This window comes from Microbacterium galbinum, assembly GCF_023101185.1.
Taxonomy (GTDB): domain Bacteria; phylum Actinomycetota; class Actinomycetes; order Actinomycetales; family Microbacteriaceae; genus Microbacterium; species Microbacterium galbinum.
In genome coordinates, this window is the sequence record NZ_CP078077.1 from 2,109,496 (window position 1) to 2,133,975 (window position 24,480).

26 protein-coding genes are annotated in these 24,480 nt (G+C 69.0%); 17 read left to right on the top strand and 9 right to left on the bottom strand.

The genetic code is table 11. The annotated features are described in order from the left end of the window. The first annotated feature begins 21 nt into the window (after positions 1-21). Together KV396_RS10280 and KV396_RS10285 are read left to right on the top strand one after the other, a co-directional pair. On the top strand, positions 22-1,191 hold the full coding sequence (locus tag KV396_RS10280) for an exonuclease SbcCD subunit D (protein WP_247955661.1): 1,170 nt from the start codon (positions 22-24) through the stop codon (positions 1,189-1,191). Continuing rightward, positions 1,192-4,305 (top strand): AAA family ATPase, encoded by a 3,114-nt coding sequence (locus tag KV396_RS10285; protein ID WP_247955662.1) that lies wholly within the window; start codon positions 1,192-1,194, stop codon positions 4,303-4,305. Positions 4,306-4,367: 62 nt separating this feature from the next. On the opposite strand, the gene KV396_RS10290 is transcribed toward KV396_RS10285, so the two are convergent. Then, positions 4,368-4,925 (bottom strand): phosphorylase family protein, encoded by a 558-nt coding sequence (locus KV396_RS10290; RefSeq protein ID WP_247632818.1) that lies wholly within the window; start codon positions 4,923-4,925, stop codon positions 4,368-4,370. 114 nt (positions 4,926-5,039) lie between these two features. On the opposite strand from KV396_RS10290, the gene nadE reads away from it, so the two are divergent. From nadE to KV396_RS10305, 3 genes are all read left to right on the top strand, one after another. Then, positions 5,040-5,858, top strand: coding sequence for an ammonia-dependent NAD(+) synthetase (gene nadE, locus KV396_RS10295; RefSeq protein WP_247632817.1), 819 nt, complete (start codon positions 5,040-5,042; stop codon positions 5,856-5,858). 70 nt (positions 5,859-5,928) lie between these two features. Beyond that, the gene (locus KV396_RS10300) at positions 5,929-9,438 is read left to right on the top strand and encodes a TM0106 family RecB-like putative nuclease (RefSeq protein ID WP_247955663.1); all 3,510 of its coding nucleotides are present in this window, start codon (positions 5,929-5,931) and stop codon (positions 9,436-9,438) included. A 148-nt stretch (positions 9,439-9,586) separates the two neighbouring features. Continuing rightward, positions 9,587-10,228 carry a GNAT family N-acetyltransferase gene (locus KV396_RS10305; protein ID WP_247632815.1) on the top strand — a complete coding sequence of 214 codons (642 nt, stop codon included), beginning with the start codon at positions 9,587-9,589 and terminating at the stop codon, positions 10,226-10,228. A 15-nt stretch (positions 10,229-10,243) separates the two neighbouring features. Here KV396_RS10305 and upp read toward each other — a convergent pair whose 3' ends face one another. Beyond that, a complete protein-coding gene (gene upp / locus KV396_RS10310; RefSeq protein WP_247623271.1) occupies positions 10,244-10,876 on the bottom strand; it encodes a uracil phosphoribosyltransferase in 633 nt (210 codons plus the stop codon). Between the two features lie 91 nt (positions 10,877-10,967). On the opposite strand from upp, the gene KV396_RS10315 reads away from it, so the two are divergent. Beyond that, positions 10,968-11,423, top strand: coding sequence for a nucleoside deaminase (locus KV396_RS10315; RefSeq protein WP_247632814.1), 456 nt, complete (start codon positions 10,968-10,970; stop codon positions 11,421-11,423). A gap of 17 nt (positions 11,424-11,440) precedes the next feature. On the opposite strand, the gene KV396_RS10320 is transcribed toward KV396_RS10315, so the two are convergent. Next, positions 11,441-12,412: a cation diffusion facilitator family transporter gene (locus KV396_RS10320; protein WP_247632813.1), complete on the bottom strand. Its 972-nt coding sequence runs from the start codon at positions 12,410-12,412 to the stop codon at positions 11,441-11,443. Positions 12,413-12,472: 60 nt separating this feature from the next. Between KV396_RS10320 and proC the strand changes: the two genes are divergently transcribed. Both proC and KV396_RS10330 read left to right on the top strand, forming a co-directional pair. Beyond that, a complete protein-coding gene (gene proC / locus KV396_RS10325) occupies positions 12,473-13,312 on the top strand; it encodes a pyrroline-5-carboxylate reductase (RefSeq protein ID WP_247955664.1) in 840 nt (279 codons plus the stop codon). Positions 13,313-13,314: 2 nt separating this feature from the next. Then, positions 13,315-13,602 carry a DUF1905 domain-containing protein gene (locus KV396_RS10330; protein ID WP_247623267.1) on the top strand — a complete coding sequence of 96 codons (288 nt, stop codon included), beginning with the start codon at positions 13,315-13,317 and terminating at the stop codon, positions 13,600-13,602. A gap of 31 nt (positions 13,603-13,633) precedes the next feature. Here KV396_RS10330 and KV396_RS10335 read toward each other — a convergent pair whose 3' ends face one another. Together KV396_RS10335 and KV396_RS10340 are read right to left on the bottom strand one after the other, a co-directional pair. Further along, positions 13,634-14,305 carry a potassium channel family protein gene (locus tag KV396_RS10335; RefSeq protein ID WP_247623266.1) on the bottom strand — a complete coding sequence of 224 codons (672 nt, stop codon included), beginning with the start codon at positions 14,303-14,305 and terminating at the stop codon, positions 13,634-13,636. Beyond that, positions 14,298-15,728, bottom strand: coding sequence for a TrkH family potassium uptake protein (locus tag KV396_RS10340; RefSeq protein WP_247955665.1), 1,431 nt, complete (start codon positions 15,726-15,728; stop codon positions 14,298-14,300). The genes KV396_RS10335 and KV396_RS10340 overlap by 8 nt, the downstream gene beginning before the upstream one ends. A gap of 104 nt (positions 15,729-15,832) precedes the next feature. Here KV396_RS10340 and KV396_RS10345 point away from each other — a divergent pair, with 104 nt between their 5' ends. The 9 genes from KV396_RS10345 to KV396_RS10385 all read left to right on the top strand — a co-directional run bounded on the left by KV396_RS10345 (position 15,833) and on the right by KV396_RS10385 (position 20,441). Next, a complete protein-coding gene (locus KV396_RS10345) occupies positions 15,833-16,249 on the top strand; it encodes an ArsR/SmtB family transcription factor (protein ID WP_247623264.1) in 417 nt (138 codons plus the stop codon). Between the two features lie 270 nt (positions 16,250-16,519). Then, complete coding sequence (locus KV396_RS10350; RefSeq protein ID WP_247623263.1) at positions 16,520-16,711, top strand: helix-turn-helix domain-containing protein; 192 nt, start codon at positions 16,520-16,522, stop codon at positions 16,709-16,711. A 136-nt stretch (positions 16,712-16,847) separates the two neighbouring features. Beyond that, complete coding sequence (locus tag KV396_RS10355) at positions 16,848-16,946, top strand: 30S ribosomal protein bS22 (protein ID WP_003792170.1); 99 nt, start codon at positions 16,848-16,850, stop codon at positions 16,944-16,946. A 97-nt stretch (positions 16,947-17,043) separates the two neighbouring features. Next, on the top strand, positions 17,044-17,346 hold the full coding sequence (locus tag KV396_RS10360; RefSeq protein WP_247955666.1) for a rhodanese-like domain-containing protein: 303 nt from the start codon (positions 17,044-17,046) through the stop codon (positions 17,344-17,346). After that, positions 17,343-17,606, top strand: coding sequence for a glutaredoxin family protein (locus KV396_RS10365; RefSeq protein WP_247623261.1), 264 nt, complete (start codon positions 17,343-17,345; stop codon positions 17,604-17,606). The genes KV396_RS10360 and KV396_RS10365 overlap by 4 nt, the downstream gene beginning before the upstream one ends. Next, a complete protein-coding gene (locus KV396_RS10370) occupies positions 17,603-17,905 on the top strand; it encodes a Dabb family protein (RefSeq protein WP_247632810.1) in 303 nt (100 codons plus the stop codon). The genes KV396_RS10365 and KV396_RS10370 overlap by 4 nt, the downstream gene beginning before the upstream one ends. Before the next feature lie 145 nt (positions 17,906-18,050). After that, positions 18,051-18,863, top strand: coding sequence for a basic amino acid ABC transporter substrate-binding protein (locus tag KV396_RS10375; RefSeq protein WP_247955667.1), 813 nt, complete (start codon positions 18,051-18,053; stop codon positions 18,861-18,863). Between the two features lie 79 nt (positions 18,864-18,942). Beyond that, positions 18,943-19,689: an amino acid ABC transporter permease gene (locus tag KV396_RS10380; RefSeq protein ID WP_247955668.1), complete on the top strand. Its 747-nt coding sequence runs from the start codon at positions 18,943-18,945 to the stop codon at positions 19,687-19,689. After that, a complete protein-coding gene (locus KV396_RS10385) occupies positions 19,686-20,441 on the top strand; it encodes an amino acid ABC transporter ATP-binding protein (protein ID WP_247623257.1) in 756 nt (251 codons plus the stop codon). Before KV396_RS10380 ends, KV396_RS10385 begins: the two co-directional genes overlap by 4 nt. Before the next feature lie 65 nt (positions 20,442-20,506). Here the strand turns inward: KV396_RS10385 and KV396_RS10390 are convergent, their stop codons facing one another. Genes KV396_RS10390 through KV396_RS10405 form a run of 4 tightly spaced genes read right to left on the bottom strand, consistent with a single transcriptional unit; the run spans position 20,507 to position 24,460 of the window. Beyond that, positions 20,507-21,598 carry an ABC transporter ATP-binding protein gene (locus KV396_RS10390; protein ID WP_247955669.1) on the bottom strand — a complete coding sequence of 364 codons (1,092 nt, stop codon included), beginning with the start codon at positions 21,596-21,598 and terminating at the stop codon, positions 20,507-20,509. Continuing rightward, positions 21,595-22,389: an ABC transporter permease gene (locus KV396_RS10395; protein WP_247632808.1), complete on the bottom strand. Its 795-nt coding sequence runs from the start codon at positions 22,387-22,389 to the stop codon at positions 21,595-21,597. The genes KV396_RS10390 and KV396_RS10395 overlap by 4 nt, the downstream gene beginning before the upstream one ends. Beyond that, on the bottom strand, positions 22,386-23,342 hold the full coding sequence (locus KV396_RS10400) for an ABC transporter permease (RefSeq protein ID WP_407665509.1): 957 nt from the start codon (positions 23,340-23,342) through the stop codon (positions 22,386-22,388). The genes KV396_RS10395 and KV396_RS10400 overlap by 4 nt, the downstream gene beginning before the upstream one ends. After that, positions 23,321-24,460 carry an ABC transporter substrate-binding protein gene (locus tag KV396_RS10405; RefSeq protein ID WP_247955671.1) on the bottom strand — a complete coding sequence of 380 codons (1,140 nt, stop codon included), beginning with the start codon at positions 24,458-24,460 and terminating at the stop codon, positions 23,321-23,323. The genes KV396_RS10400 and KV396_RS10405 overlap by 22 nt, the downstream gene beginning before the upstream one ends. Positions 24,461-24,480: the final 20 nt, after the last annotated feature.

Genomic DNA, 24,480 nt, shown 5'->3' on the forward strand with positions numbered 1-24,480 from the left:
GGCCCTTCGTACCGTGTGATTATGCGCATCCTGCACACCTCCGACTGGCACATCGGCCGCACCTTCCATGGCAACTCGACCATGGACGCGCTGGCCGAGGTGCTCGGAGCGCTCACGGCGCAGGTGAGGGAGCACGCGGTCGACGTCGTGGTCGTGGCGGGCGATGTCTTCGACTCCGCGACGCCATCGGGTCCCGCCTACACCCTGCTCGGCGATGCGCTGGTCGCGCTGCACGACACGGGGGCGAGCGTCGTCGTGACGAGCGGCAACCACGACTCGGCGGCCCGACTCGGTTTCCAGGCCCGGCTGCTGCGCGAGGGCATCCACGTGCTCACCGATCCGCTGGCGATCGGCACGCCGGTGACGATTCACGATCCCGACGGTCCGGTGAACTTCTTCGGGATCCCGTACCTCGAGCCCGCGATCGTGCGCCAGCACTGGCCCGAGGGAGATGCCGAGGGGCGTCCCCTGCGCACCCAGGCGCAGACGATGGCGCATGCCATGCATCTCGTCCGCGAGGGCATGGCGCGTCACGACGGGCGCTCGGTCGCGATCGCCCACTGCTTCGCCGCCGGGGTCGATGCGACGACGGGGCTCGAGCGGGAGGTGCGCCAAGGCGGGCTCGACGTCGTGCCGCTCGAGGTGTTCGACGGCCCCGACTACGTCGCTCTCGGACACATCCACGGCCGCAACCGCCTGAGCGACCGCGTGCGCTATGCCGGAGCGCCCCTGCACTACAGCTTCGGCGAGCAGAGCAAGCCGCGCGGCTCCTGGCTCGTCGAGATCGGAGAGAGCGGGCTCGCGGGTGTCGAGTGGCTCGACCTCCCGGTTCCGCGCCGGCTCGTCACTCTGACGGGAACCCTCGACGAGATCCTCTCCGACGACAACGTCGCGGCTCACGCCGAGGATTGGGTGTGCGCGACCTACACCGACGCGCTTCCGCAGACCGAGCCGATGCGCCGCCTCCGTGAGCGCTTTCCGTTCTGCGCACTGGTGCAGCACCTGCCGGCGACGACGGTCGAGAGCGGTGAAGGGTCGTACGCGGCGCGTCTGCGCGAGGCCGTGAGCGACGACGAACGCATCGCCGCCTTCCTCGAGCACGTCCGCGAGGGCCACGGGCCCACGGCACGTGAGATCGAGCTCATCCGTGAGGTGCTCGACGACCGGGTGCGCGCAGAGGCGCTCGTCTAGATGCGCCTGCACCGCCTGGAGGCCGAGGGATTCGGTCCGTTCCGCTCGCGCCAGGTCGTCGACTTCGACTCGTTCGCCGACGATGGCATCTTCTTGATCGCCGGTCGCACGGGTGCGGGCAAGTCGAGCATCCTCGATGCCGTGTGCTTCGGGCTCTACGGCGGAGTGCCGCGTTACGAGGGCGGCGAGAAGCGGCTGCGCAGCGACTACTGCGAGCCCGATGACATCTCCGAGGTCTCGATCGAGTTCAGCACCCCGGCGGGTCGCTATCGGGTCACGCGTTCGCCCGAGTACCTGCGCCCGGCCAAACGCGGAGGCGGTCTGACCAAACAGGCACCGGCGGTGGCTCTCGAGGAGCACACGGAGTCGGGATGGCGCGGGCGAGCCGCCCGCGCCGTCGACGTCGCTCACGAGCTCGACGAGATCCTCCAACTGAGCCGCGAGCAGTTCCTGCAGGTGATCCTCCTCGCCCAGAACCGCTTCTCGGAGTTCCTGCTCGCCAACAGCAAGGACCGCCAGGCACTTCTCCGCCGGCTGTTCGGCACCGAGCGGTTCGACGACGTGCAGACGCGATTCGATGAGCGGCGTCGAGCGTCGGAACGCGCACTCGACCTGCGTCTGGCGACGATCGGAGCGCGGCTCGACGAGGCCGAGGCACTCGTCTCTCGGGAGGAGCTGGGAGCGGAGGAGCGCGCGCACACCGCGGAGTCCGCGGCGTCCGGAGAGTCCGCGGTGTCGGGAGACGCCGCGGCGGCGGATGAGCCGTTCGCTTCCGAGTCCGCCGGCGCTTCCGGCGGTGGGCCGACACCCGGAGCCGCGGCGTCGCGGGACGTGCCCGCCGCCGACACGGGCGGACGCCTCGACGATCTTCGCCGCGCCGAGGCGCGAGCCGCGTATCGCAGCGAGCGCCGCCGTGCCGAACGCGACGATGCCGAGCGCGCACTCGCGGCGGCGGATGCCCGACTCGCCGAGGTTCGTGAGGAACGTGCGGCGCAGAGCGAACGCGACCGTTCGCGTGCCGCGCTCGCGATACTGGACGCCGAGCAGCCGCAGATCGACGAGGATCGGGTCGCGCTCGCGTCCGCGCGCAGCGCCGAGGCCCTCCGCGCAGTGATCGATGCCGCCGAACGGGCCGCACGCGCCGCCGAGTCCGCGGCGGAGTCGGCGCGGATCGCGGAGGACGAGTGGGGCGCCGTCGATGCGGGTCTCGACGCCCCCACCGTCGACCTGCTGAACGACTGGGTTGCCGAGCGTCTGAGCGAGCGCGGCGCATGGGAGCAGGCCGCTCTGCTCGAGGAGGGTTCCGCTTCCCGCAACACCGAGATCGAACGCGCGCGTGCCGCGGCGAGTGAGGCCGCTGCACGCGTCGCCGAACTCGTCCGGGAGCAGGGCGACCTGCCCGCCGAGCTCGCCAGGGAAACCCACGCCCGCGACGAAGCGAGGCGCACCGCTGACCGTCTCGACGACCTCACCCGACGGCGCGACCAGGCGATCACCCGCGCGGAGGCCGTGCGCCGTCGCGAAGAGCTGCGGGAGCAGAGCGACGCGGCCGAGCGTGCGCTCGGGGAGGCGACCGACGAGCTGGCGACGGCTCAGACCGCGCTCGCGCTCCTGCGTCGACGGCGCCTCGACGGCTTCGCGGGAGAACTCGCCTTGACTCTCACGGCTCAGGAACCGTGTCCCGTGTGCGGGTCGCGCGAGCATCCGGCCCCCGCCGTGCACGCCGACCCGGTGTCGGCAGACGACGTCGAGGCGGCCGAGGCCGTGCGTGACCTGGCTGCTCGACGCGAACGTGCCGCCTCCGAGCATCACGTGTCGCTCCGCGAGAAGATCGCCGGAGCGGAGGTCGCCGCTGAGGGGCGTACCGCAGAGACGGCATTGGCCGAACTCGAGGCGCTCGAGACGGAGCGGCGATCCTCGATCGATGCGCAGAGCGCTCTCGCCACCCATGACGCCGCCATCGCCGCGATCTCCGCGCGAGCGGAGGCCCTCGACGACGAGCGCGCCGCCGCAGAGGCGGCAGTGGGAGCGGCACGCGAGACGCTCGCCGCCCAGGAGCAGAGCGCCCGAGAAGCCGAAGCGCGCATCGTCGAGGCACGAGGTGAATTCCCTTCGGTCGCATCGCGCATCGCGATCACCAGCGACGGCATCGCCGCTGCAACCGCGCTCGCCTCCGCGCTCCGCGACCTCGAACAGCGGGAGCTCGCTCGCGCCGAGGCCGAGACGGCTCGACGGAGCGCACTCGTCGACTCGCCCTTCGAGACGATCGACGACGCCCGCGCTGCCCTGCGCTCGCCGCGCGAGTGCGACGCACTCGAGGAGAAGATCACCCGGCACGCCGTGAGCCGCGAGAAGGAGAAGAGCATCCTCCTGCCGCTCGAGATGCGTGCGCTCCCCGACGAACCGATCGACATCGCGCCGTTCGAAGCATCCGCCGCCGACGCCCGGGCCGGCTGGATCACCGCAGTCTCCGCCGACGGAGCCGCAGCGGGTGTGCTCGAACGGCTGACGTCGCTCACTGCGGCCGCCGCAGACGAGCACGATCGCAGCGCCGAGGAGATGGCCGAGCACGCCGTGCTGCAGAACCTCGCCGATTCGATCGCCGGTCGGGGCCCGAACACACGAAAGATGACGCTCGAGACCTTCGTGCTCGCCGCCGAGCTCGAGGAGATCGTCGAGGCGGCCAACCGTCGGCTGGGCGATATGTCCACCGGCCGCTACCAGCTCCGGCACTCCGACGCCCTCGCCGCACGCGGCGCCGCATCGGGGCTCGGCATCGTCGTCCACGACGCCTTCACCGGGCAGACGCGTCCCGCACAGTCGCTCTCGGGCGGCGAGACCTTCCTGAGTTCTCTCGCGCTCGCGCTCGGACTCGCGGAGGTGGTCACGGCCCGAGCCGGCGGCATCCGTCTCGACACGCTCTTCATCGACGAGGGCTTCGGGTCTCTCGACGCCGACACCCTCGACGTCGCGATGCGCACGCTCGACGAACTGCGGCAGGGCGGTCGAACCGTCGGCGTGATCAGTCACGTCGAGGCGATGCAGGATCAGATCCCGGCGCAGCTCCGCGTACGTGCGACGAGTGCCGGGCCCAGCGTCATCGAGACGCGCTGACGCGACATCCGCTCAGGCGTGCGGACGCGGTGTCCGCGCACATGCGCGGACGGCGGCGCCGCTCAGACGCCGTACTCCTGCCGGATGACCTCGCGCAGCTGGACGCTGCACCGGGCGATCGCCGCCCGGAAATCGACCAGCGCGCCCTCCTCGGCGCGATCCGAGATCGCGCGGAACGCCCGGATCGGCACCCCGAACTTCTCGGCGACCCAGATGTAGGCGTAGGTCTCCATATCGACGAGTCCGGCGCCGGACGGGCGGATGACCGCCGTGATGCCGGCGTCGCCCACGAAGCTGTCGCCGGTCGCGATCAGCACGCCCTCGCGACCCGTCGACACGCGCGCCGGAAGCGAGACGTGCTGGCCCGCGATGCCGTCGAGATCGAACACGTCGTGCTGCAGGGCGCTCCCGATCTCGTGGACGCTCGCGTCGAGATCCGGATCGATCCCACCCGCCGTGCCGACGACGACGACCTCGTCGTAGGGCTTCGCGTCGAGCGCACGTGTGAGGGCGTACGTCGCCTGCATCTTGCCCTCGCCGGTGACGAGCTGATCGAATCCTTCGAGGTTCTCGGGGAACGCTTCGAGTTCGGATGCCATGGCGGCGACGAGAAGTTTCACCTCGCCATCCTGCCAGGTGCCGGCGGGCGACGCGAAGCCGCGGGGCATCCGCGATGCGTCATCCCTCCGTAACAGGACCGGGAGATACTGGGACGAGGAAGAGTGGAGGAAGCCGTGTCCCTGCAGAAGCAGATCTCCGATGCCCTCGGTGTTCGCGCCGAGATCGATCCCGAGTCCGAGGTCGAACGGCGGGTGCAGTTCCTCGCCGACTACCTCCGCACCACCGGCGCCCGAGGCTACGTGCTCGGGATCTCGGGTGGTCAGGACTCGACGCTCGCCGGTCGCCTCGCACAGCTCGCGGTCGAGCGCGTGCGTGCCGAAGGCGGAGAAGCCCGTTTCCTGGCCGTGCGCCTTCCGTACCGGGTGCAGCACGACGCAGCGGATGCCGAGGCGGCACTCGCCTTCATCGCCGCCGACAGCTCCGTCGAGGTCAACATCCAGAACGGCGTCGACGGCGTCGAAGAGGACATCGAGTTCGCCGTGACCAGCGACATCAGCGATTTCAACCGGGGCAACATCAAGGCCCGGGTGCGCATGGTCACTCAGTATGCGCTGGCCGGGCACGAGGGCGCCCTCGTCATCGGCACCGATCACGCCGCCGAGGCCGTGACCGGCTTCTACACGAAGTTCGGTGACGGGGCCGCCGACATCCTGCCGCTCTCCGGCCTCTCGAAGCGACAGGGTCGCGCGCTGCTGCAGTTCCTCGGCGCCCCCGACCGGCTCGCGTTCAAGGTGCCGACGGCGGATCTGCTCGACGGACAACCCGGACGCGCCGACGAGGACGAGCTCGGACTCACCTACGAGCAGATCGACGACTTCCTCGAGGGGCGCCCGGTGGACTCCGACGTGGCCGGCCGGATCGAAGCGCGCTACCTCGCGACCCAGCACAAGCGCAACCTCCCCGTGACGCCCGACGACACCTGGTGGCGCTGACCCGGGGGCCGTGAGCTGCGGCGATGTCGGATGCCGCAGCTAGTGTCGAAGCACGACGAAATGGAGCATCGTGCGGATCGACACTCAGGCGCAGCGCGTCATCTGGAGCGCCAGCGACCTCAAGGCCGCAGCCGAATGCGAGTTCGCCTGGTGCCGTGCGATCGACGCCAAGCTGGGCCGGGTTCCGGCGGTCGAAGAGCCCGAAGACGCGACGCTCGCGCGTGCGGCGCTGCTCGGTGACGTCCACGAGCGGAACGTGCTCGCGCGGTACGTCGCCGAGCTCGGTGACGACGCGGTGCGCCAGATCGCGAAGGTGTCGTCGACGGATGCCGCGGCGCTGGGTGCTGCGGTCGAGGAGAGCCTGGCGGCTCTGCGTTCGGATGCGGAGGTCGTCTTCCAGGCGGCGTTCGCCACCGAGGAGTTCGTGGGGTTCGCCGATTTCCTGCGTCGCGATGCCGACGGCCGTTGGCGGGTGCAGGACTCGAAACTGGCGCGCAAGGCGCGCGTCACCGCGTTGATGCAGCTCGCGGCATACGTCGACCAACTCGATCGACTGGGAGTGCCGCGCGCCGATGAGGTCGATCTCATCCTGGGAGACGGCACGCTGAGCACGCACGCCGTCGACGACCTGCTCCCGCTCTTCCAGGTGCGTCGAGCCCGCCTGCGCGCGCTGATCTCCGATCGACGCATCGACGCGGGGGCAGAGGGCGAACCGCTCGCCTGGGGCGATGACCGGGGAGATCTGCAGGTCGTCGCCTGCGGCCGCTGTGCGACGTGCGAGGAACAGGTGATCGCGCACCGCGACCTGCTGATGGTCGCGCGCATGCGTCCTGTCCAGCGCGCTCGACTGCGTGCGGCGGGTATCGCGACGATCGACGAGCTCGCCGCCGCGCCCGCGGCACCGGCGGGAATGAACGTCGACACCTTCGAAGGACTCCGTGCGCAGGCGGCTCTTCAGCTCCGCGCCGATGCCAGCGGTGCCCCCACCTTCGACGTGCACTACGCGCCGGCGATCCACACCCTTCCGGTGCCGAGCCACGGCGACATCTTCTTCGATTTCGAGGGCGACCCGCTCTACACGGAGCCGGCGCCGATCGGGGAGTCGCACTGGGGCATCGACTATCTCTTCGGCTGGGTCGACAACGCCGATCAGTACACGGCCATCTGGGCGCACACGTTCGCCGAGGAGCGCCGGGCGTTCGAGACCTTCCTCGACTTCGTCGCGGTGCGCCGGGCCGCCCACCCCGGAATGCACATCTACCACTACGCGCCCTACGAGACCTCGCACCTGGTGGCGATGGCGGCGCGACACGGAGTGCGCGAGGGCGAGGTCGATCGACTGCTCCGTGAGGGGGTCTTCGTCGACCTCTACCCCCTGGTGCTGCGCACGGTTCGCGTCGGTTCGCGTTCGTATTCGATCAAGAAGCTCGAGCCGCTCTACATGGGCGACGACGTGCGCACGAGCGACGTGCAGAAGGGCGACGACTCGATCGTTCAGTACGTCGCCGCGCGTGAGCTCGCGGCGGCGGGCGAGCAGAGCGATGCCGACGCGGTGCTCGCCGACCTCGCGGACTACAACCGCTACGACTGCGTCTCGACGCGCCGTCTGCGCAACTGGCTGATCGAGATCGCGCGGCAGAAGGGCGTCAGCCCCGCCCCTCCCGACGCCGCCGACCAGGTGATCTACGAGCCCTCTCCGCGGTCGGTGGCCCTCCTCGCCGACGCGGAGCGCGCTGTCGACGCGGGCCAGGACGGCCAGGTCCATCGCATCGCCGCAGCGGCGATCGACTACTTCCCGCGCGAGGCCAAGAGCTTCTGGGTCTCGCACTTCCAGCGGCTCCGCGAGCCCGTCACGATGTGGGAGGGCACGCGCGACGTGGTGCGCGTCGATGCGGGTTCCTCGGTCGTGCGCCGCGAGTGGAGCATCGGTGAGGGACGTCGGGTGATGTCCCGCGACATCGAGATCCGCGGTGAGGTCTCGCCGGGAACGACGCTGGGTGTGGGAGCGCAGCCGTTCGCACTCTACGAGGCACCGGCGCCGTTCGATGTCGACATCCCTTCGCGCGCGGTGCACGTGCCGCACGCCGTGACGGTGGCCGAGGTTCTCGACGACGGATTCCTCATCACCGAGACGGCGATCCAGGGGCAGACCTGGGACGAGCTCCCCCTCGCCCTGACGCCCGCCGCGCCGCCGCGGGTCGTCTCCCTGCAGGGAGCGATCGACGAATGGGCCGACGCCGTGCACGCCGCAGCTCCGGGATTCCCGGAGGATCCGGCGACCGACATCCTGCGCCGGATCCCCCCGCGTACACGCTCGGGCGCGCCGCTTCCGCCGGTGGAGGCCGTCGCCGGCGACCCGATCGACGCCATCGTCCGGGGCGTGCTCGACCTCGACCGCAGCTACCTCGCGGTGCAGGGGCCTCCCGGAACGGGCAAGACCTACACGGGGTCACGCGTGATCGCCCGGCTCGTGAACGAGCACGGGTTCAAGATCGGGGTCGTCGCGCAGTCCCACGCCATCATCGAGACGTTGCTCGCCCGAGTCGTCGCCGACGGCGTGGCGCCCGCGCAGGTCGCGAAGGCGCCGAAGGACCCCGACTCCGATCCCGCGTACACGGTGATCCCGAAGAGCGGCATGGCGGCCTTCCTCGGCGAGCACGCCGATGAGGGTGTCGTGGTCGGGGGCACCGCCTGGGACTTCAGCAACACCGCTCGCGTCGAGCGTGGAGGTCTCGATCTGCTCGTGATCGACGAGGCGGGACAGTTCTCGCTCGCCTCGACCATCGCGGTCGCGGCGGGTGCGAAGCGCCTGCTGCTCCTCGGCGACCCGCAGCAACTGCCGCAGGTCAGCCAGGGGGCACACCCCGAACCCGTCGATACCTCGGCACTGGGATGGGTGATGGACGGCGATGCGGTCGTGCGCCCCGAGTACGGTTACTTCCTCGCCCGCTCCTGGCGCATGCATCCGTTCGTCGCCGCGCCGGTGTCGAAACTCGCCTACGCCGGAAAGCTCGCCTCCGCGCCGGGAACCGAGAAGCGATCCGTCGACGGCATCGACCCCGGGCTCCACGTCGTGCCGCTGAGACATCGCGGCAACGCGACGCAGTCGCCCGAGGAGGCCGCCGAGGTCGTGCGGATCGTCCGTGACCTCGTCGGTCGGACGTTCACCGACAACACCGGCGCCGACGCCGACACCGACACCGGCACCGACAACGTGATGACCCGCCCGCTCACCCCGGCCGACATCATCGTCATCACGCCGTACAACGCGCAGCGCCAGCTCGTGCACGAGGCGCTCGCGTCCGCGGGCTTCGGCGATGTCCCGGTCGGAACCGTCGACAACTTCCAGGGCAAGGAAGCGGCCGTCTCGATCACCTCGCTCGCCGCCTCCAGCGGACGCGATGCCCCGCGAGGTCCCGAGTTCCTGCTTCTGCAGAACCGATTGAACGTCGCGATCTCCCGCGCGCAGTGCGTCGCCTACCTGATCCACTCGCCGGCACTGCTCGACGATCTTCCCTACACGCCGGAGGGCGTGGCGCGGCTCAGCGCCTTCGCCCGCCTGGTGGGCGCGGCGGACTGACCGAGGAGAACCGGTGCACACCCGAGACGAGATACTTCGAGCAGCCGCGGAGTGGGCGTGGTTTCCCCGAGGATCCGAGAGCGAGAACGCGGAGCTGCTCCTCGTTCGCTACCCCCCTCGCTTCGGTGGGGGAGTACGAGGGTCGCAGGTGCGCTCCTCGCGGCGTGCGGACGAGGTTCTCGACCATGCGATCTCCCGCACGGTGCGCTGGGGCGAAGACACCCTGACGTTCTGGACCAACCCCTCGGACGAGCCCGATCTCGAGGATGAGCTCCGCCGGCGTGGAGCCGAACACATCGACACCGTCGCGGTGTTCGCACGACCGATCGATGGTGAGGCCGCGGCCGCAGCACCTCCTAACGGGGCCATCGCCGAGCTGGTCACCGACCTCGACCAGATCCGAGCGGTCGACGCGATCAACGTCGCGGTGTGGGAGCAGCTCGCTCTCGACGACGAGGGCCTCCGTGCCGAGTTCGATGAGCTCACCGCGTCGTTGGAGTCGCGCACCCACGGACGTGTGCTCGCGCGCCTCGCGGGGCAGCCGGTGAGCACGGGAGGGTGGACACTCGCCGACGGCTTCGCGCGTCTCTGGGGCGCGGCGACTCTCGAAGACCATCGCGGGCGCGGCGCCTACCGTGCAGTCCTGTCCGAGCGCCTCCGGATCGCGGCGCAATGGGGCGCCATGACGGCTCTGGTGAAGGGACGCGTCTCGACCTCTGCGCCGATCATCGCGCGCGCCGGCTTCGAGCACTACGGGGATGAGCGCGCGTACCGCCTCATCGTGGGCTGAGCAGCCGCCTGCGGCTCAGACCGTGCCGTAGAGGCGGTCGCCCGCGTCGCCGAGGCCGGGCACGATGTACCCCTTCTCGTTGAGACGCTCGTCGAGCGCACCCAGCACGAGCGTCACATCGCGGTCGCCGACGAGCGCCTCGATCGCTGCGACGCCTTCGGGCGTGCCCAGGAGGCAGATCGCCGTGACGTCCTTCGCCCCGCGATCGAACAGGAACTGGATGGCCGCGGCGAGCGAGCCGCCCGTCGCGAGCATCGGGTCGATGGCGAAGCACTGCCGGTCGCTCAGGTCGTCGGGAAGACGCTCGGCGTACGTCGTGGGCTCGAAGGTCTCCTCGTCGCGCACCATGCCCAGGAATCCGACCTCGGCGGTCGGGAGCAGCTTGACCAGGCCCTCGAGCATGCCGAGGCCGGCCCGCAGGATCGGGACGACGATCGGACGGGGCTCGGAGATCTTCACACCCATCGTCGTCGTGACGGGGGTCGTGATCTCGATCGGAGAGACCTTGACGTTGCGGGTCGCCTCGTACGCGAGGAGCGTCACGAGCTCCTCCGTCAGCTGGCGGAACACCGGCGACGGGGTACGCGCATCGCGCAGCACCGAGAGCTTGTGGGTGACGAGAGGGTGGTCGGCGACGTGAACACGCATGGAATACAGGCTAATGCGCCGAGCGGCCCGGCACGACATCGGATGCGCCGCGCGCGGCGGTCGCCGCATGCTGCTGTCGTAGGCTCGACCCATGACCGCCACCGACCTGCCCGCGATGCGCCGTGCGCTCGTGCTCGCGGCGGAGGCGAGCATCGCGGACGAGATCCCGGTGGGTGCCGTGGTCGTCGACTCCGCCGGTCGCATCATCGCCGAGGGGCGCAACACCCGCGAGGAGACGCACGATCCCACGGGTCACGCCGAGGTCGAGGCGCTGCGCCGGGCCGCGGCATCCGTCGGCTCCTGGAATCTCGAGGGGCACACCCTCGTCGTCACCCTGGAACCGTGCCTCATGTGCGCCGGAGCGATCCTGCAGGCGCGCATCGGACGGGTCGTCTTCGGGGCGTGGGACGACAAGGCGGGAGCCGCGGGGTCGATGTACGACGTGCTGCGCGATCGCCGTCTGCCCTACCGGGCCGAGGTCGTCGGGGGACTCGAAGCGGATGCCGCTACCGCCCTGCTCCGCGACTTCTTCGCCCGCAAGCGCTGACGCTGCGGCCTGGGCGGTCAGTCCGAGGACTTGAAGACGAACGCGTCCGTCGGGGGCTCCGGATCGAGGGCCGGCCGGTACACGTCCGGCTCGATGTAGATCACGCGAGCGGCGGGAACGGCCTCGCGGATGCGTGCCTCGATCTCATCGATGTCGTCGGCGGCCTCGCGCACCGACTTGTCGGCGGTCAGTGCGATCTTCGCCGCGACCATGAGCTCGTCGGGGCCGAGGTAGAGGGTCTTGATGTGGATGAGCTTCTCGACCTCGTCGCCGGCAGCGATCGCGTCGACGATGCGATCGAGGTCGGCGGTGGTGGCGCCTTCGCCGACGAGCAGGCTCTTGGTCTCGATGCCCAGCACGATCGCGATGAGCACCAGCAGCACACCGATCATGAGCGTGCCGATCGCGTCGAACACCGAGTTGCCGGTGATGACGGTGAGCCCGACGCCGAGCAGTGCGAAGCTCAGACCCGCCAGCGCACCGGTGTCCTCGAGCAGAACGACGGGCAGTTCGGGCGCCTTGGAGCGGCGCACGAACGACACCCAGGACTGCCCCTTCTCGCGAACGAGGTTGCTCTCCTTGATCGCGGTGCGCAGTGAGAAGCTCTCGAGTCCGATCGCGATCACGAGCACGACGATCGGCAGCCACCACCACACGGGGTCCAGTTCGTGCGGGTGCGTGAGCTTGTCGATGCCCTCGTAGATGGCGAACAGGCCGCCGAGGGAGAACAGGATGATCGACACGACGAACGCCGAGACGTACCGCTCGCGGCCGTAGCCGAAGGGATGCGCGCGGTCGGCCTCGCGGCGCGACTTGCGTCCGCCGAGCAGGAGCAGGAGTTGGTTGCCGGAGTCGGCGATCGAGTGCACGGCCTCGGCGAGCATCGACGCGGACCCCGAGAGCAGCCAGGCGACGAGCTTCGCGAGCGCGATGCCCATGTTCGCCAGGAACGCTGCGATGATCGCCTTGCCGCCGCCGGATGCACTCATGCGTCGAGTCTAGATCGCCCCCTCTGGGGATCGCAGGTGCGCCCGCCGTAGGATGACGACATGGCTGACTCTCTCCCCGCTCTCGCGTTCCTCGGTGCCGGTTCGATGGGAGGGGCGATCCTGCGCGGCGTCGTCGCCTCGGGTGTCGCCGTCGACGGTGGGATCACCGCCACGAACCGCTCGCGGGTGAGTGCCGCCGACCTCGCCGACCTTCCCGGCGTCACGACCATCGCCCTCGAAGAGCGTCCCGACGGCAACCGCGACGCACTCGCTTCCGCCCGGATCGTGCTGGTGGGCGTGAAGCCGGGGATGGTGCCGGATCTGCTCCGCGAGATCGCCCCGCACCTCGCCCCGGACGCCATCGTGGTGAGTCTCGCCGCCGGTGTGACGCTGGCCACGTTCGCAGACGCGCTCGGCGCCGACGTGCACGTCATCCGCTCGATGCCCAACACCCCGGCGACGGTCGGCAAGGCGGTCACCGGTCTCGCGGCCGGTCCCGCATCGACGCCCGACGACATGGCGCTCGTGCGCCGCCTGTTCGAGACGGTCGGCGCCGTGATCGAGGTGCCGGAGTCGCAGATCGACGCGCTCTCGACGATCTCGGGTTCGGGCCCCGCCTACGTCTTCCTGCTCATCGAGGAATGGACGAAGGTCGGCCTCGGGCTCGGCTTCAGCGAGGCGGACGCCCGCCTGATGGCGGAGCAGACCTTCATCGGCTCGACGGCGCTGCTCGAAGCGTCGGGGGAGACCCCGACCGAGATGCGCCGACGGGTCACGAGTCCGAAGGGCACGACCGAGCGTGCGATCGCGGTGCTGCAGGATGCGCACCTCGAGAAGACGTTCGCGGATGCTTCGGCGGCCGCGCTGGCGCGCGCTCGGGAGCTCGCCGCCGGGGCGTGACCATGCGGCTGCGGTTCTCGGGCGAGATCTGGTTCTGGCGCGGACCCGCGCCGTTCCACTTCGTGACCGTGCCCGAGACCGAAGCGGTGATGATCGGCGAGGTCGCCGCGGTCGTCACCTACGGGTGGGGGATGATCCCGGCATCCGTCACGATCGGCGGAACGCGCGTGACGACGTCGCTCTGGCCGAAGGACGGCGGCTACATCGTCCCGATCAAGAAGGCTCTGCAGGACGGTGAGGGTATCGGCATCGACGACGTCGTCGACATCACTCTCGACATCGACGCCTGACGCCTCGCGCGACCTGTACGAGTCGCGCGCGTCAGCGGTCGAGGGCGGCGAAGCGCTCGATGTCGCTGTTGGTGCCCGAGACGATGATCAGGTCGTGGTTCGTGACGATCGTGTTCGCCTCGGCGTAGCGGAACGGCTTGCCCGGGCTCTTGACGCCCACCACCGTGACGCGGTACTTCGTGCGCACGCCGGACTCGTTGAGGCCGATGCCTCGGATGAACTTCGGCGGGTACATCTTGGCGAGCACGAAGTCGTCGTCGAAGCGGATGAAATCGAGCATACGGCCGCTGACGAGGTGGGCGACGCGCTCGCCGGCCTCGCGCTCCGGATAGATGACGTGGTTCGCTCCGACGCGGGCGAGGATCTTGCCGTGCGACTGCGAGACGGCCTTGGCCCAGATCTGCGGGACCTTGAGGTCGACGAGGTTGGCGGTGATGAGGACGGATGCCTCGATCGACGAGCCGACCGCGACGACCGCCACCTGGAAGTCCTGGGCGCCGATCTGGCGCAGGGCGTCGATGTTCTTCGCATCGGCCTGCACGGTGTGCGTGACGCGATCCGACCACTTCTGCACGAGCTCGAGGTTGCCGTCGATCGCGAGGACCTCCCGGTCGAGGCGATCCAGTTCGCCCGCGCAGGCGGCGCCGAACCGGCCGAGACCGATGACGAGGACGGGAGCGTCGCCCCGGAGGACTTCAACCAACGATCGGCCTTTCCACGGGCAGTGAGTAATACTGCGATCGCGACGTCGCGGCGACTGCCGCGGCGAGAGTCACTGTACCAATGCGCCCCATGAAGATGGTGGCGGCGAGCACGTAGGAGCCGGCGTCGGGGAGCTCGGCGGTGAGGCCCGTCGAGAGTCCGACGGTGGCGAAGGCGGAGATCACGTCGAACAGCACGTGGCTGATGTCGGCCTTCGTGATCTGCGCGATGACGATGGTCGACAGTGCGACGATCGTGGCTCCCCAGGCGACGACGCTGAGCGCGACGCGCTGCACGTCGCTGGGGATGCGCCGGCCGAACACCTCGACGGACTGGCGACCCTTCGCCTCGGACCACACCGCGATCGCGAGCACCGCGAGGGTGGTGACCTTGATTCCTCCGGCGGTCGACGCCGATCCTCCACCGACGAACATGAGCATGCTCGCGGCGACGAGCGACGAGCCGTTGAGGTCGGCCATGTCGATCACGTTGAAACCGCCCGAGCGGGTCATCGCCGACAGGAAGAAGGCCTGGAACGTCGTGTCGGCGGCATCCATCGAGCCGAAGGTCTTCGGGTTCTGGTACTCGAGGATGAGGAAGACCGCGGCTCCGAGGACGAAGAGCAGCACGGTTGTCACGAGTGTGAGCTTGGTGTGCAGCGACCAGCGCTTGACGTGCCAGACGTGCTTGGCCAGCGAGTAGATCACGGGGAAGCCGATGCTTCCGAGGAAGACGCCGACCATCAGCAGCGACAGCACGAGGTAGTCGTCGGCGAACACCGCGACGCCGCCGTCGTTGGGGGCGAAGCCCGTGTTCGTGAACGCCATCGCGGCGAAGTAGGGGGCTTCCCAGAGCGCCGCGATCGGACTCACCCCGGCCATCACGAGTCCGGGGTAGAGGAGCACGGCGAGCGCGCCCTCGATGATGAGCGCCGAGAAGGCGACGGTGCGCAGCAGCTGGCCGACCTCCCCGAGGCGGACGGTCTGGCTCTCGTTGACGACGCCGCCGTGCGCGCGCATCGGGTTGGTGTCGCCCGCGGCGAGGAGCTTGGCGCGCAACCCCAGGCGCTTCGAGATCACCATGCCCATGAGGGAGGCGAGGGTCAGAACGCCGAGACCGCCGATGTTCACGCCGACGAAGATGAGCACGTGCCCGAACGGCGACCAGTGGTTCGCCATGTCGACGGTCGCGAGGCCGGTGACGCAGATGGTCGAGACGGCCGTGAACAGCGCGTCGCTGAGCGGGGTGACGGTGCGATCGGCCGCAGCGATCGGCAGCGAGAGCAGCACCGTGAACACGAGGATCAACAGCGCGAACACCACGATCGCGAGACGCGAGGGCGAGGAGGTGAGGATGTGGCGACCGTGGGCGGCGACATTGCGCAGGCGTTGCTTGGGGGACGACGCAGACACGATGCCCGACATCGCGTCCCCTTTCGTCTGCCTCCGCCGCAGATCGGCGGCGGCTCAGCACCTGCGACCGAGCCCTCGTCATGGTACTCCGTGCCGGGGACGACTACCCTGAACACATGACCGACATCTTCGACGTGATCGCAGACGGTACGAGGCGAGACATCCTCCAGCTCCTCCTGCGGCGCACCACCGAAGGAGAAGCGGGCACGAGCGTCAGCCAGATCGTCGCCGACCTCGGCATCAGTCAGCCCACGGTGTCGAAGCACCTCAAGGTGCTCCGCGACGCCGAGCTGGTGACCGTGCGCGAAGACGGTCAGCGTCGTTTCTACAGCCTCGCGGTCGAGCCGCTCGAGGTCGTCGACGACTGGCTGGTGCCCTTCCTCGTCGACGCGTTCGGCGATGACGCCCCCGACATCGCCTACCCCGGGGCTCCGATCCCCGAGAGTGCCGCGCACGCGGCGGAAGTGGTCGGTCGCGCGGCGGCATCCGCGAAGCACGTAGTCGCCACGGCCCTCAAGCGACTCGGCGCCTGACACCCCGCTCGACACAGTTCGCCCCCGGCGACCGGGGGGCTGTCGTCGGGGGCGATGCCGCGGGCCCCAGCCCGCGTGTCCCGAGGCGGTGCCTGCCCCGGTCCTGGGCCGAGTGTGACACTTCCGGCTGAGTGAACCTCGGAGAGAGGCTATGCCTCTGCTGTGACGAGCGACGGCACCGTGAGTCCCGTTGTTCACACTGGCCCCAAGGGTTTACACGCGTCACTGCCAACCCATAGAGTGTGCTCATTCGAGAAAGGGGTATGTGGGATGCCCGAAGTTCCTGACGTCCGGTTCCTCACTGTTGCTGAGGTGGCCGGGATCATGCGCGTGTCGAAGATGACCGTCTATCGGCTCGTGCACTCCGGCGACCTGCCGGCCATCCGTTTCGGACGCAGCTATCGCGTGCCGGAGTCCGCCGTGGCGGACGCCCTGCAGCGCCCGATCGCCGACGTCGGCTGACCGAGCGGGAGTCCGCATCGTCGGTGTGACGGCGCAGGCCCGACGGTTTGCTAGACTGATCCGAGGCATTTTTCCGTGCCCGTACCCGGGCGTCCGATCATCGCGACGCCCAACCCCCTGACTTAGTGAGGTTTCCGTGGGTTCTGTCATCAAGAAGCGCCGCAAGCGCATGGCGAAGAAGAAGCACCGCAAGCTGCTTCGCAAGACTCGCCACCAGCGCCGCAACAAGAAGTAAGCGGCCAAGACACGAGCGCCCCCGACAGCTCTTCGGAGCATGTCGAATGGGGGCGCTTTGTGTCTCTGCCGAAGGTCCGAGCAGCTCGAAGGAAGCCATGAAGTCGATCACCGTCACCGAACTCGCCGACCGCACGGGCACGCCGCTCATCGACGTGCGCGAGAAGGACGAGTTCGCGGCGGGCCATGTGCCCGGCGCCGTCAACATCCCGATGTCCGAGATCGGCAACCGACTCGAAGAGCTCCCGGCCGAGTCGTTCGACGTGATCTGCCAGGCCGGCGGCCGTTCGGCTCGCGTCGTCGAGGCGCTCGAAGCGCGCGGCTACGACGCCACCAACGTCGAGGGCGGCACGGGCGAATGGATCGCGCAGGGACGCGCGCTCGAGGTTCCCTCGGCGTGACCACGCTGACCCTCATCGGCAAGCCCGACTGCCACCTCTGCGACGTCGCCTCCGAGGTCATCGACGCCGTCGTCGCCGAGCTGCCGGATGCCGCGGCCGAGCGGATCGAGATCGTCGAGGCCTCGATCACCGAAGACCCCGCCCTGTTCGATCTGTGGTGGGAGAAGATCCCCGTCGTCCTGATCGACGGAGAACTGCACGCGCACTGGCGACTCTCGCCGGACCGACTGCGCACCGCCCTCGAGGAGGCCCTGAAGTGACCATCCGCCATGTCGTCTCCTGGAAGCTCGCCTCGGAGGACGCCGACGAGCGCGCCGCGCAGGCCGCCGAGGTGGCCCGCCGCCTCAACGCCCTCGACGGTGTCGTGCCGCAGCTGCTGTCGATCTCGGCCGGCGCGAACGTCGTGTTGCCGGAGTCGAACTGGGATGTCGTGCTCGTCGCCGACTTCGACTCCGTCGAGGCGCTCGACGAATATCAGGTGCACCCCGCGCACGTCGAGGCGGCGGGATACATCCGGTCCGTCGTGAGCGCACGGGTCGCCGTCGACTTCGAGATCTGATCCCCGCACGCGTAACGCACCGAAACAAAACCGTAATCCTGGATCGGGCACTCTTAGTAGGGCATCCACCCGGCACGTGCCAGGATGTTCACCTATCGGCCCACTTCGGTGGGCCTTACCCTGCCATCGACTCTCAGGAGCTGTTATGCACCGTCGCACTACCTTCGCCGGCCTCGCACTCGTGGCTGCCGCAACCCTCGCGCTCGCAGGCTGCGCCGGCGGAACCGACTCCGGAAGCGGGGACTCGGATGCCGGAGATGAGTACGGTCTCGTCAGCGCAGGCACGCTGACCGCCTGCTCCGACGTGCCCTACCCGCCCTTCGAGGTCGAGGACTCGAGCACCGAGAGCGGCTACTCCGGGTTCGACATCGATCTTCTCGACGCGATCGCGAAGAAGCTCGACCTCAAGCTCGCCGTCCAGGACGTGGGCTTCGACGCGCTCCAGTCCGGCACCACGCTCGTCGCAGGTACCTGCGACCTCGGAGCCTCGGCGATGACGATCACGGACGAGCGCAAGGCGAACATCGACTTCTCCGACCCGTACTACGACTCGCTGCAGTCGCTGCTCGTGCGCACCGACTCGGGTATCGAGTCGATCGACGACCTCGCAGGCAAGAACGTGGGCGTCCAGCAGGGCACGACCGGCGAGACGTACGCCACCGAGAACGCCACGGGCGCCGAGCTCGTGCAGTACCCCTCCGACGGCGAGCTGTGGCCCGCGATGCAGGCCGGTCAGATCGACGCCATTCTGCAGGATCAGCCGGTCAACATCGAGCACGAGAAGGCCGACAGCGCCTACAAGATCGTCGAGACGTACGACACCGAGGAATCCTACGGTTTCGCCTTCGCCAAGGGCGAGAAGGACGCGCTCGTCGATGCGGTGAACTCCGCCCTGCAGGAGCTGCGCGACAGCGGTGAGTACCAGAAGATCTACGACTCCTACTTCAGCGCGAACTGATCGTCGTGCGTAGGAGTTTCGGAGGTCCTTCACAATGGCGTTGAAACGGACGACCAGGACGAAGCTGTATCGCCTGGTGATGTATGTGGTGTTCTTCGCGGTCATCGCGGGGATCGCCCTGTCGATCAATTGGGAACGGGCGATCCCCCAGTTCCTGAACGTGGAGGTCGCCGCGAGGCTCTTCCCCGACATCATCACGATCGGCCTGCGGAACACGATCCTGTTCACGATCATCGCTTTCACGGGTGGTCTGCTGCTCGGCATCCTCTTCGCGATGATGAAGCTGTCGAGCATCGGATTGTTCCGGTGGGTGGCTACCGCGTGGATCGAGCTCTTCCGCGGCCTTCCCGCCCTTCTGACGATCTTCTCGGTGGCATTCATCGTCCCGATCGTCTTCGGGTGGAAGGTGCCGGGCGGGCCGGTCGGCGCCGGACTCCTCGGACTCATGCTGGTGGCTTCGGCGTACATCGCCGAGGTCATCCGCGCCGGGGTCCAGGCTGTGCCGAAGGGGCAGACGGAGGCGGCGCGCTCGTTGGGCATGTCGCCGCTGAAGACGATGTTCTGGATCATCCTCCCGCAGGGTTTCCGCATCATCATCCCGCCGATGACGAATGAGCTGGTGCTTCTGTTGAAGGACACGTCACTCGTGTTCATCGCCGGTAGCTTCATCTGGTCGAAGGAGCTCACCACCTTCGTCCGCGACGCGAACACGTCGAACGCGAACGCGACGCCGCTGATCGTCGGCGCCCTGCTGTATCTGGTGGTGACCATTCCGCTCACGCGATACACCGCGTGGCTGGAGCGACGGATGGCGAGAGAACGATGATCACAGAACTGATCGATGTCCACGCTCCGGCGATCGACATCCAGGGTCTCGTCAAGACCTTCGGCGACAACGAGGTGCTCAAGGGCATCGACCTCACCGTCACCAAGGGCGAGGTCGTCTGCGTCATCGGCCCCTCCGGCTCGGGGAAGTCGACGCTGTTGCGCTCGGTCAACCTGCTCGAGGAGCCGACCGGCGGCAAGGTGCTGATCGAGGGGATCGACATCACCGACCCCGAGACCGACATCGACCGTGTGCGCACCCGCATCGGCATGGTGTTCCAGAGCTTCAACCTGTTCCCGCACCTCGATGTGCTCGGCAACCTCACCGTCGCCCAGCAGCGGGTGAAGAAGCGGAGCAAGGCCGAAGCACAGAAGATCGCGATCTCGATGCTCGACCGAGTCGGGCTGTCGCAGAAGGCGGATGCCTATCCGGGGCATCTGTCGGGTGGGCAACAGCAGCGCGTCGCGATCGCGCGGGCGCTGTGCATGAACCCCGACATGATGCTGTTCGACGAGCCGACGTCGGCGCTCGACCCCGAACTGGTCGGCGAGGTGCTGCAGGTCATGCGCACGCTCGCCGACGAGGGCATGACGATGCTCGTGGTCACCCACGAGATGGGCTTCGCCCGTGAGGTCGGCTCGCGCCTGATCTTCATGGACGGCGGTCACATCGTCGAAGAGGGCGACCCGCGCGAGGTCATCGGCAACCCGCAGCACCAGCGCACGAAGGATTTCCTCTCGCGCGTGCTGTGAGACGTTCACACACGACGAGGCCCCCGGAGCATTTCGCTCCGGGGGCCTCGTCGTGTGTGCGGAGTTCAGGCGCGCGGGTGCACGGCTACGGGTTCGGGCGCGACCGCGATGCGGATGCGATCGCCGAAGGCGGGGTGGATGCCGGGGGCGTGCTGCACCCGGACGATCTCTCCCGCTTCGGTGCGAACGAGCGTGCGACGCATGCTGCCGAGGAAGGTGCTCTCCTCGACGATCGCGTCGGTCGCGGCATCCGCCTCCGAAGCGAAGAACACGTTCTCGGGGCGCAGGTACACGTCGACCGGGCCGTCGGCGGGCGTCTGCAACGGCAGCCGCTGCCCCCACACGACGACGTGGTCGCCCTCGGCGACCCCGGCGACGACGCTCGAGAGGCCCACGAAAGCGGCGACACCGGCGGTCGACGGCGTCGTGTAGAGCTGCTCCGGCGACCCGATCTGCTCGATGCGGCCCGAGTTCATCACGGCGATCCGGTCGGAGACGGCGAGCGCCTCCTCCTGGTCGTGCGTGACGAACACGGTCGTGATGCCCAGGCGCAGCTGGATGCGGCGGATCTCGTCGCGCAGCTGCACGCGCACCTTGGCGTCGAGCGCTGACAGCGGCTCGTCGAGGAGCAGCACCTTGGGCTCGGTGACCAGGGCGCGCGCCAGCGCCACGCGCTGCTGCTGGCCGCCCGACAGCTGGTGCGGGTAGCGGTCGGCGAAGTCGGCGAGACCGACCAGGGCGAGAGCATCCTTCGCGCGCTTCGCGGATTCGGATGCCGACACCCCGCGGCGGCGCAGTCCGAAGGCCGTGTTCTCGGCGACGCGCAGGTGCGGGAACAGCGAGTACGACTGGAAGACCATGCCGATGTCGCGCTTGTTGGTCGGGACGCGCGAGACGTCCTGACCGCCGAGCAGCACCGCGCCCTCGTCGGAGCCCTCGAGGCCCGCGAGCACGCGCAGGAGCGTGGTCTTGCCGCAGCCCGACGGACCCAGCAGCGAGACGAACTCACCCGGGGCGATGTCGAGGTCGACGCCGTGCAGCACGCGGTTGCCCGCGTAGCTCTTCACGATGCTCTGCAGCTGCACCCGGGTGCCCTCGCCCGCCTCGGCGAGCAGCAGGTTGTCCTGGGTGCGGGGGAGTGCGTGATCGATGGTCATGAGTGGGCCTTTCCGTTGCCGCGTGCGACGCGACCGATGAGGAGGAGCAGGAGGAACACGAGCGCGAGTGCCAGCAGCGTGAAGATCGCCGGCGCGTACGGGTCCTGCTTCTGCACGACGACCATGGCCGTCTGGAACACCTGCCTGTTCAGCAGCGAGGCGATGGTGAACTCGCCGAGCACCACCGCGATCGAGATGAGCGACGCGGCCAGCAGGCCCTGGCGCAGGTTGGGCGCCAGCACCTTGAGCACGACCGTCGGCCAGCCCGCCCCGAGCGACCGTGCGGCCTCGGAGAGCGTGCGCAGGTCGGCGGCGTCGATCGACGCCTGGATCGAGCGGTAGGCGAAGGGCAGCACCGTGATGCCGTACGCGAACGCGAGCGTCCACGTGCCGGTGCCCACCGAGCGGCCGATCTGCAGGTAGATCGGGGCGAGACCGACGACCAGCACGATCGCGGGGATCGAGATCGGCAGCAGCACCGCGAACTCGAAGATCGGCTTGAGCTTGCCGAAGCGCAGGTTCACCAGGATCATCGTCGGCGCGAGCAGGAACAGCACGATCGCGACGGTGACGACGGCGAGGATGAGCGAGTTGCCGAGACCGGTCCAGATCGGCTTGATCGCGGCGGATGCAGCGGGGTCGAACAGCGCGAGCCAGTGGTCGAACGAGAGCCCGCTCTCGGTGTCGCGGAGTGTGTAGAGGAACGTCGACACGAGCGGGATGGCGAAGAAGAGGCCGACGAGGATGCCGATGACCCAGCGGGTCGTGAGCGAGGGGGCGAGACGGTTCACGACTGCCACCTCGTAGCCCGACGCTGGATCAGGGAGTACAGGGCCATCACGACGCCGACCACCACGATCATGCCGAGGGCGAGCGCACCCGCGAGGTTCTCACGACCGAGCACGGTCTCGCTCGTGAGCGCGGTGCGGATCTGCAGCGGCACGATCTGCGAGCCCTGGCTCGCGAGAGCGGCGGCCGTGGCGTACGACGAGAACGAGTTCGCGAAGAGCAGCAGCAGGCTCGCGAGGAACGACGGGGCGAGCACCGGGAGCCCGATGCGCAGCCAGAAGCTCGTGCGCGTGCCGCCGAGGGTGAGGTTCGCCTCGGCCCACTGCGGCTTGAGTGCGGCGAGGGCCGGCATGAAGGTGATGACCATGAGGGGGATCTGGAAGTAGATGTACGGCAGGATCAGGCCGGGCAGTTCGTAGAGCCACGTGCCGTTCTCGTAGATGTTGATGCCGAACGTGTCCTTGAGGAACACCGTCAGCACACCCTGGATACCCATCATCGCGATGAAGGCGAACGCCAGCATCACGCCGCCGAACTGGGCGAGGACTCCGGCCGCGGCATCCACCGACGAGCGGATCGCGCCCTGCGGATTCATCCCGAGCAGGGCGTAGCATACGAGCGCACCGACGACGGCGCCGACGACAGCGGTCAGGAGCGAGATCCAGGCGGAGTTGGCGAACGTGTTCAGCACGACGGGATCGCCGAGTGCTGACACGTTGGTCCAGGTGAACGAGCCGTCCTTGGTGAAGAAACCGGAGCCGATCGCGAGAAGCGTCGGCACGGCCAGGAACAGCAGGATGTAGGCCGCGAAGGGCACGAGGCCCAACCAGGCCCAGGAAGGCGCGGACCGCCGGGCCCGCGCGGTGTGCGCGGGCCCGACGGGGGTGACGGGGGCGGATGCCGGAGCATCCGCCCCCGTGTCGACGAGAGTCGTCACTGGACCGCCGCTGCCCACTTCTCACCGAGCAGCGTGCCGGCATTGGTGGACTGCTCCTCGGTGGGGACGACCGTCTCCTCGGGAACCTCGGGCAGAGCCGCAGCGAGGTCGGCGTCGATCGTGCCGGCCTCGGTCATGGCCTCCATGCGCACGGGGCGAGCGCCGCCGCCGAGCCACAGGTTCTGCACCTCGTCGCTGTAGAGGAACTCCTGCCACAGGCGCGCCGCAGCCGGGTGCGGGGCGTCGACGTTGACCGCCTGGTTGTAGTAGCCCGCGTAGCCGGTGCCGTCGAAGACCACGACCTCCCAGTTAGGGTTGTCGGCCTTGTGCGAGGCGTTCAGGTAGTCCCAGTCGAAGACAACGGGGGTCTCGCCGCTCGCGACGGTCGCCGTGGTCACGTCGACCTTGAGCAGGTTGCCGGCCTTCTGCAGCTCCGAGAAGAAGTCGATGCCGGGCTGGAAGTCGTCGAGCGTGCCCTCGGACTGGACGGTCGCGAGACCGACCGCGGCGAACGCGGCACCGGCCTGGGTCGGGTCGCCGTTGATCGCGACCGCACCCTTGTAGTCGGCCGAGAGCAGGTCGGCGAGCTCGGCGGGAGCGTCGAACTTCGAGGAGTCGTAGCCGACCGACATGTATCCGCCGTAGTCGCCGACGAAGAGGCCGGTCGGCTCCTTGAGCTCGGCGGGGATGTCGTCCCAGGTCTGCACCTTGTAGGGGGCGAAGTAGTCGGTGTTCTGGAGCGCGACCGTGAGGCCGATGTCGAACACGTCGGGAGCGGTGTCGAGGCCCTTGTTGGTCTCGGCGGCCTGGATCTCCTCGGCGCTGGACACGTCGGGGGAGGCCTCGTTGATGGTGATCTCGGGGTACTTCTCGGCGAAGAGGTCGAGGATCTCGCCGTAGTTCGCCCAGTCGCGCGGCAGCGCGATGACGTTGAGCTGGCCCTCCGCCTTGGCGGCGGCCTCGAGGTCGGCGAAGGTGCCGAAGTCGGCGACGGACGTCGCGGTCGCGGCGTCGGTCGAGCCCTCGCCGGCGTCGGTCGCGTCGGCGGCGCCGGAGCAGGCGGTGAGTGCCAGAGCGGCGGTGGTGACCAGTGCGATACCGGCGCCGATGCGCGCGCGGCGGGTGAAGCGTGCCATGAGTGTCCTCTCGGGTGACC

Coding starts and splice junctions, on each gene's coding strand:
- KV396_RS10280 (WP_247955661.1), top strand. CDS start 22: ATGCGCATCCTGCACACCTCCGACTGGCACATCGGCCGCACCTTCCAT.
- KV396_RS10285 (WP_247955662.1), top strand. CDS start 1,192: ATGCGCCTGCACCGCCTGGAGGCCGAGGGATTCGGTCCGTTCCGCTCG.
- upp (WP_247623271.1), bottom strand. CDS start 10,876: ATGCGTGTTCACGTCGCCGACCACCCTCTCGTCACCCACAAGCTCTCG.
- KV396_RS10315 (WP_247632814.1), top strand. CDS start 10,968: ATGACCGCCACCGACCTGCCCGCGATGCGCCGTGCGCTCGTGCTCGCG.
- KV396_RS10320 (WP_247632813.1), bottom strand. CDS start 12,412: ATGAGTGCATCCGGCGGCGGCAAGGCGATCATCGCAGCGTTCCTGGCG.
- proC (WP_247955664.1), top strand. CDS start 12,473: ATGGCTGACTCTCTCCCCGCTCTCGCGTTCCTCGGTGCCGGTTCGATG.
- KV396_RS10330 (WP_247623267.1), top strand. CDS start 13,315: ATGCGGCTGCGGTTCTCGGGCGAGATCTGGTTCTGGCGCGGACCCGCG.
- KV396_RS10340 (WP_247955665.1), bottom strand. CDS start 15,728: ATGTCGGGCATCGTGTCTGCGTCGTCCCCCAAGCAACGCCTGCGCAAT.
- KV396_RS10345 (WP_247623264.1), top strand. CDS start 15,833: ATGACCGACATCTTCGACGTGATCGCAGACGGTACGAGGCGAGACATC.
- KV396_RS10350 (WP_247623263.1), top strand. CDS start 16,520: ATGCCCGAAGTTCCTGACGTCCGGTTCCTCACTGTTGCTGAGGTGGCC.
- KV396_RS10360 (WP_247955666.1), top strand. CDS start 17,044: ATGAAGTCGATCACCGTCACCGAACTCGCCGACCGCACGGGCACGCCG.
- KV396_RS10375 (WP_247955667.1), top strand. CDS start 18,051: ATGCACCGTCGCACTACCTTCGCCGGCCTCGCACTCGTGGCTGCCGCA.
- KV396_RS10380 (WP_247955668.1), top strand. CDS start 18,943: ATGTATGTGGTGTTCTTCGCGGTCATCGCGGGGATCGCCCTGTCGATC.
- KV396_RS10385 (WP_247623257.1), top strand. CDS start 19,686: ATGATCACAGAACTGATCGATGTCCACGCTCCGGCGATCGACATCCAG.
- KV396_RS10390 (WP_247955669.1), bottom strand. CDS start 21,598: ATGACCATCGATCACGCACTCCCCCGCACCCAGGACAACCTGCTGCTC.
- KV396_RS10405 (WP_247955671.1), bottom strand. CDS start 24,460: ATGGCACGCTTCACCCGCCGCGCGCGCATCGGCGCCGGTATCGCACTG.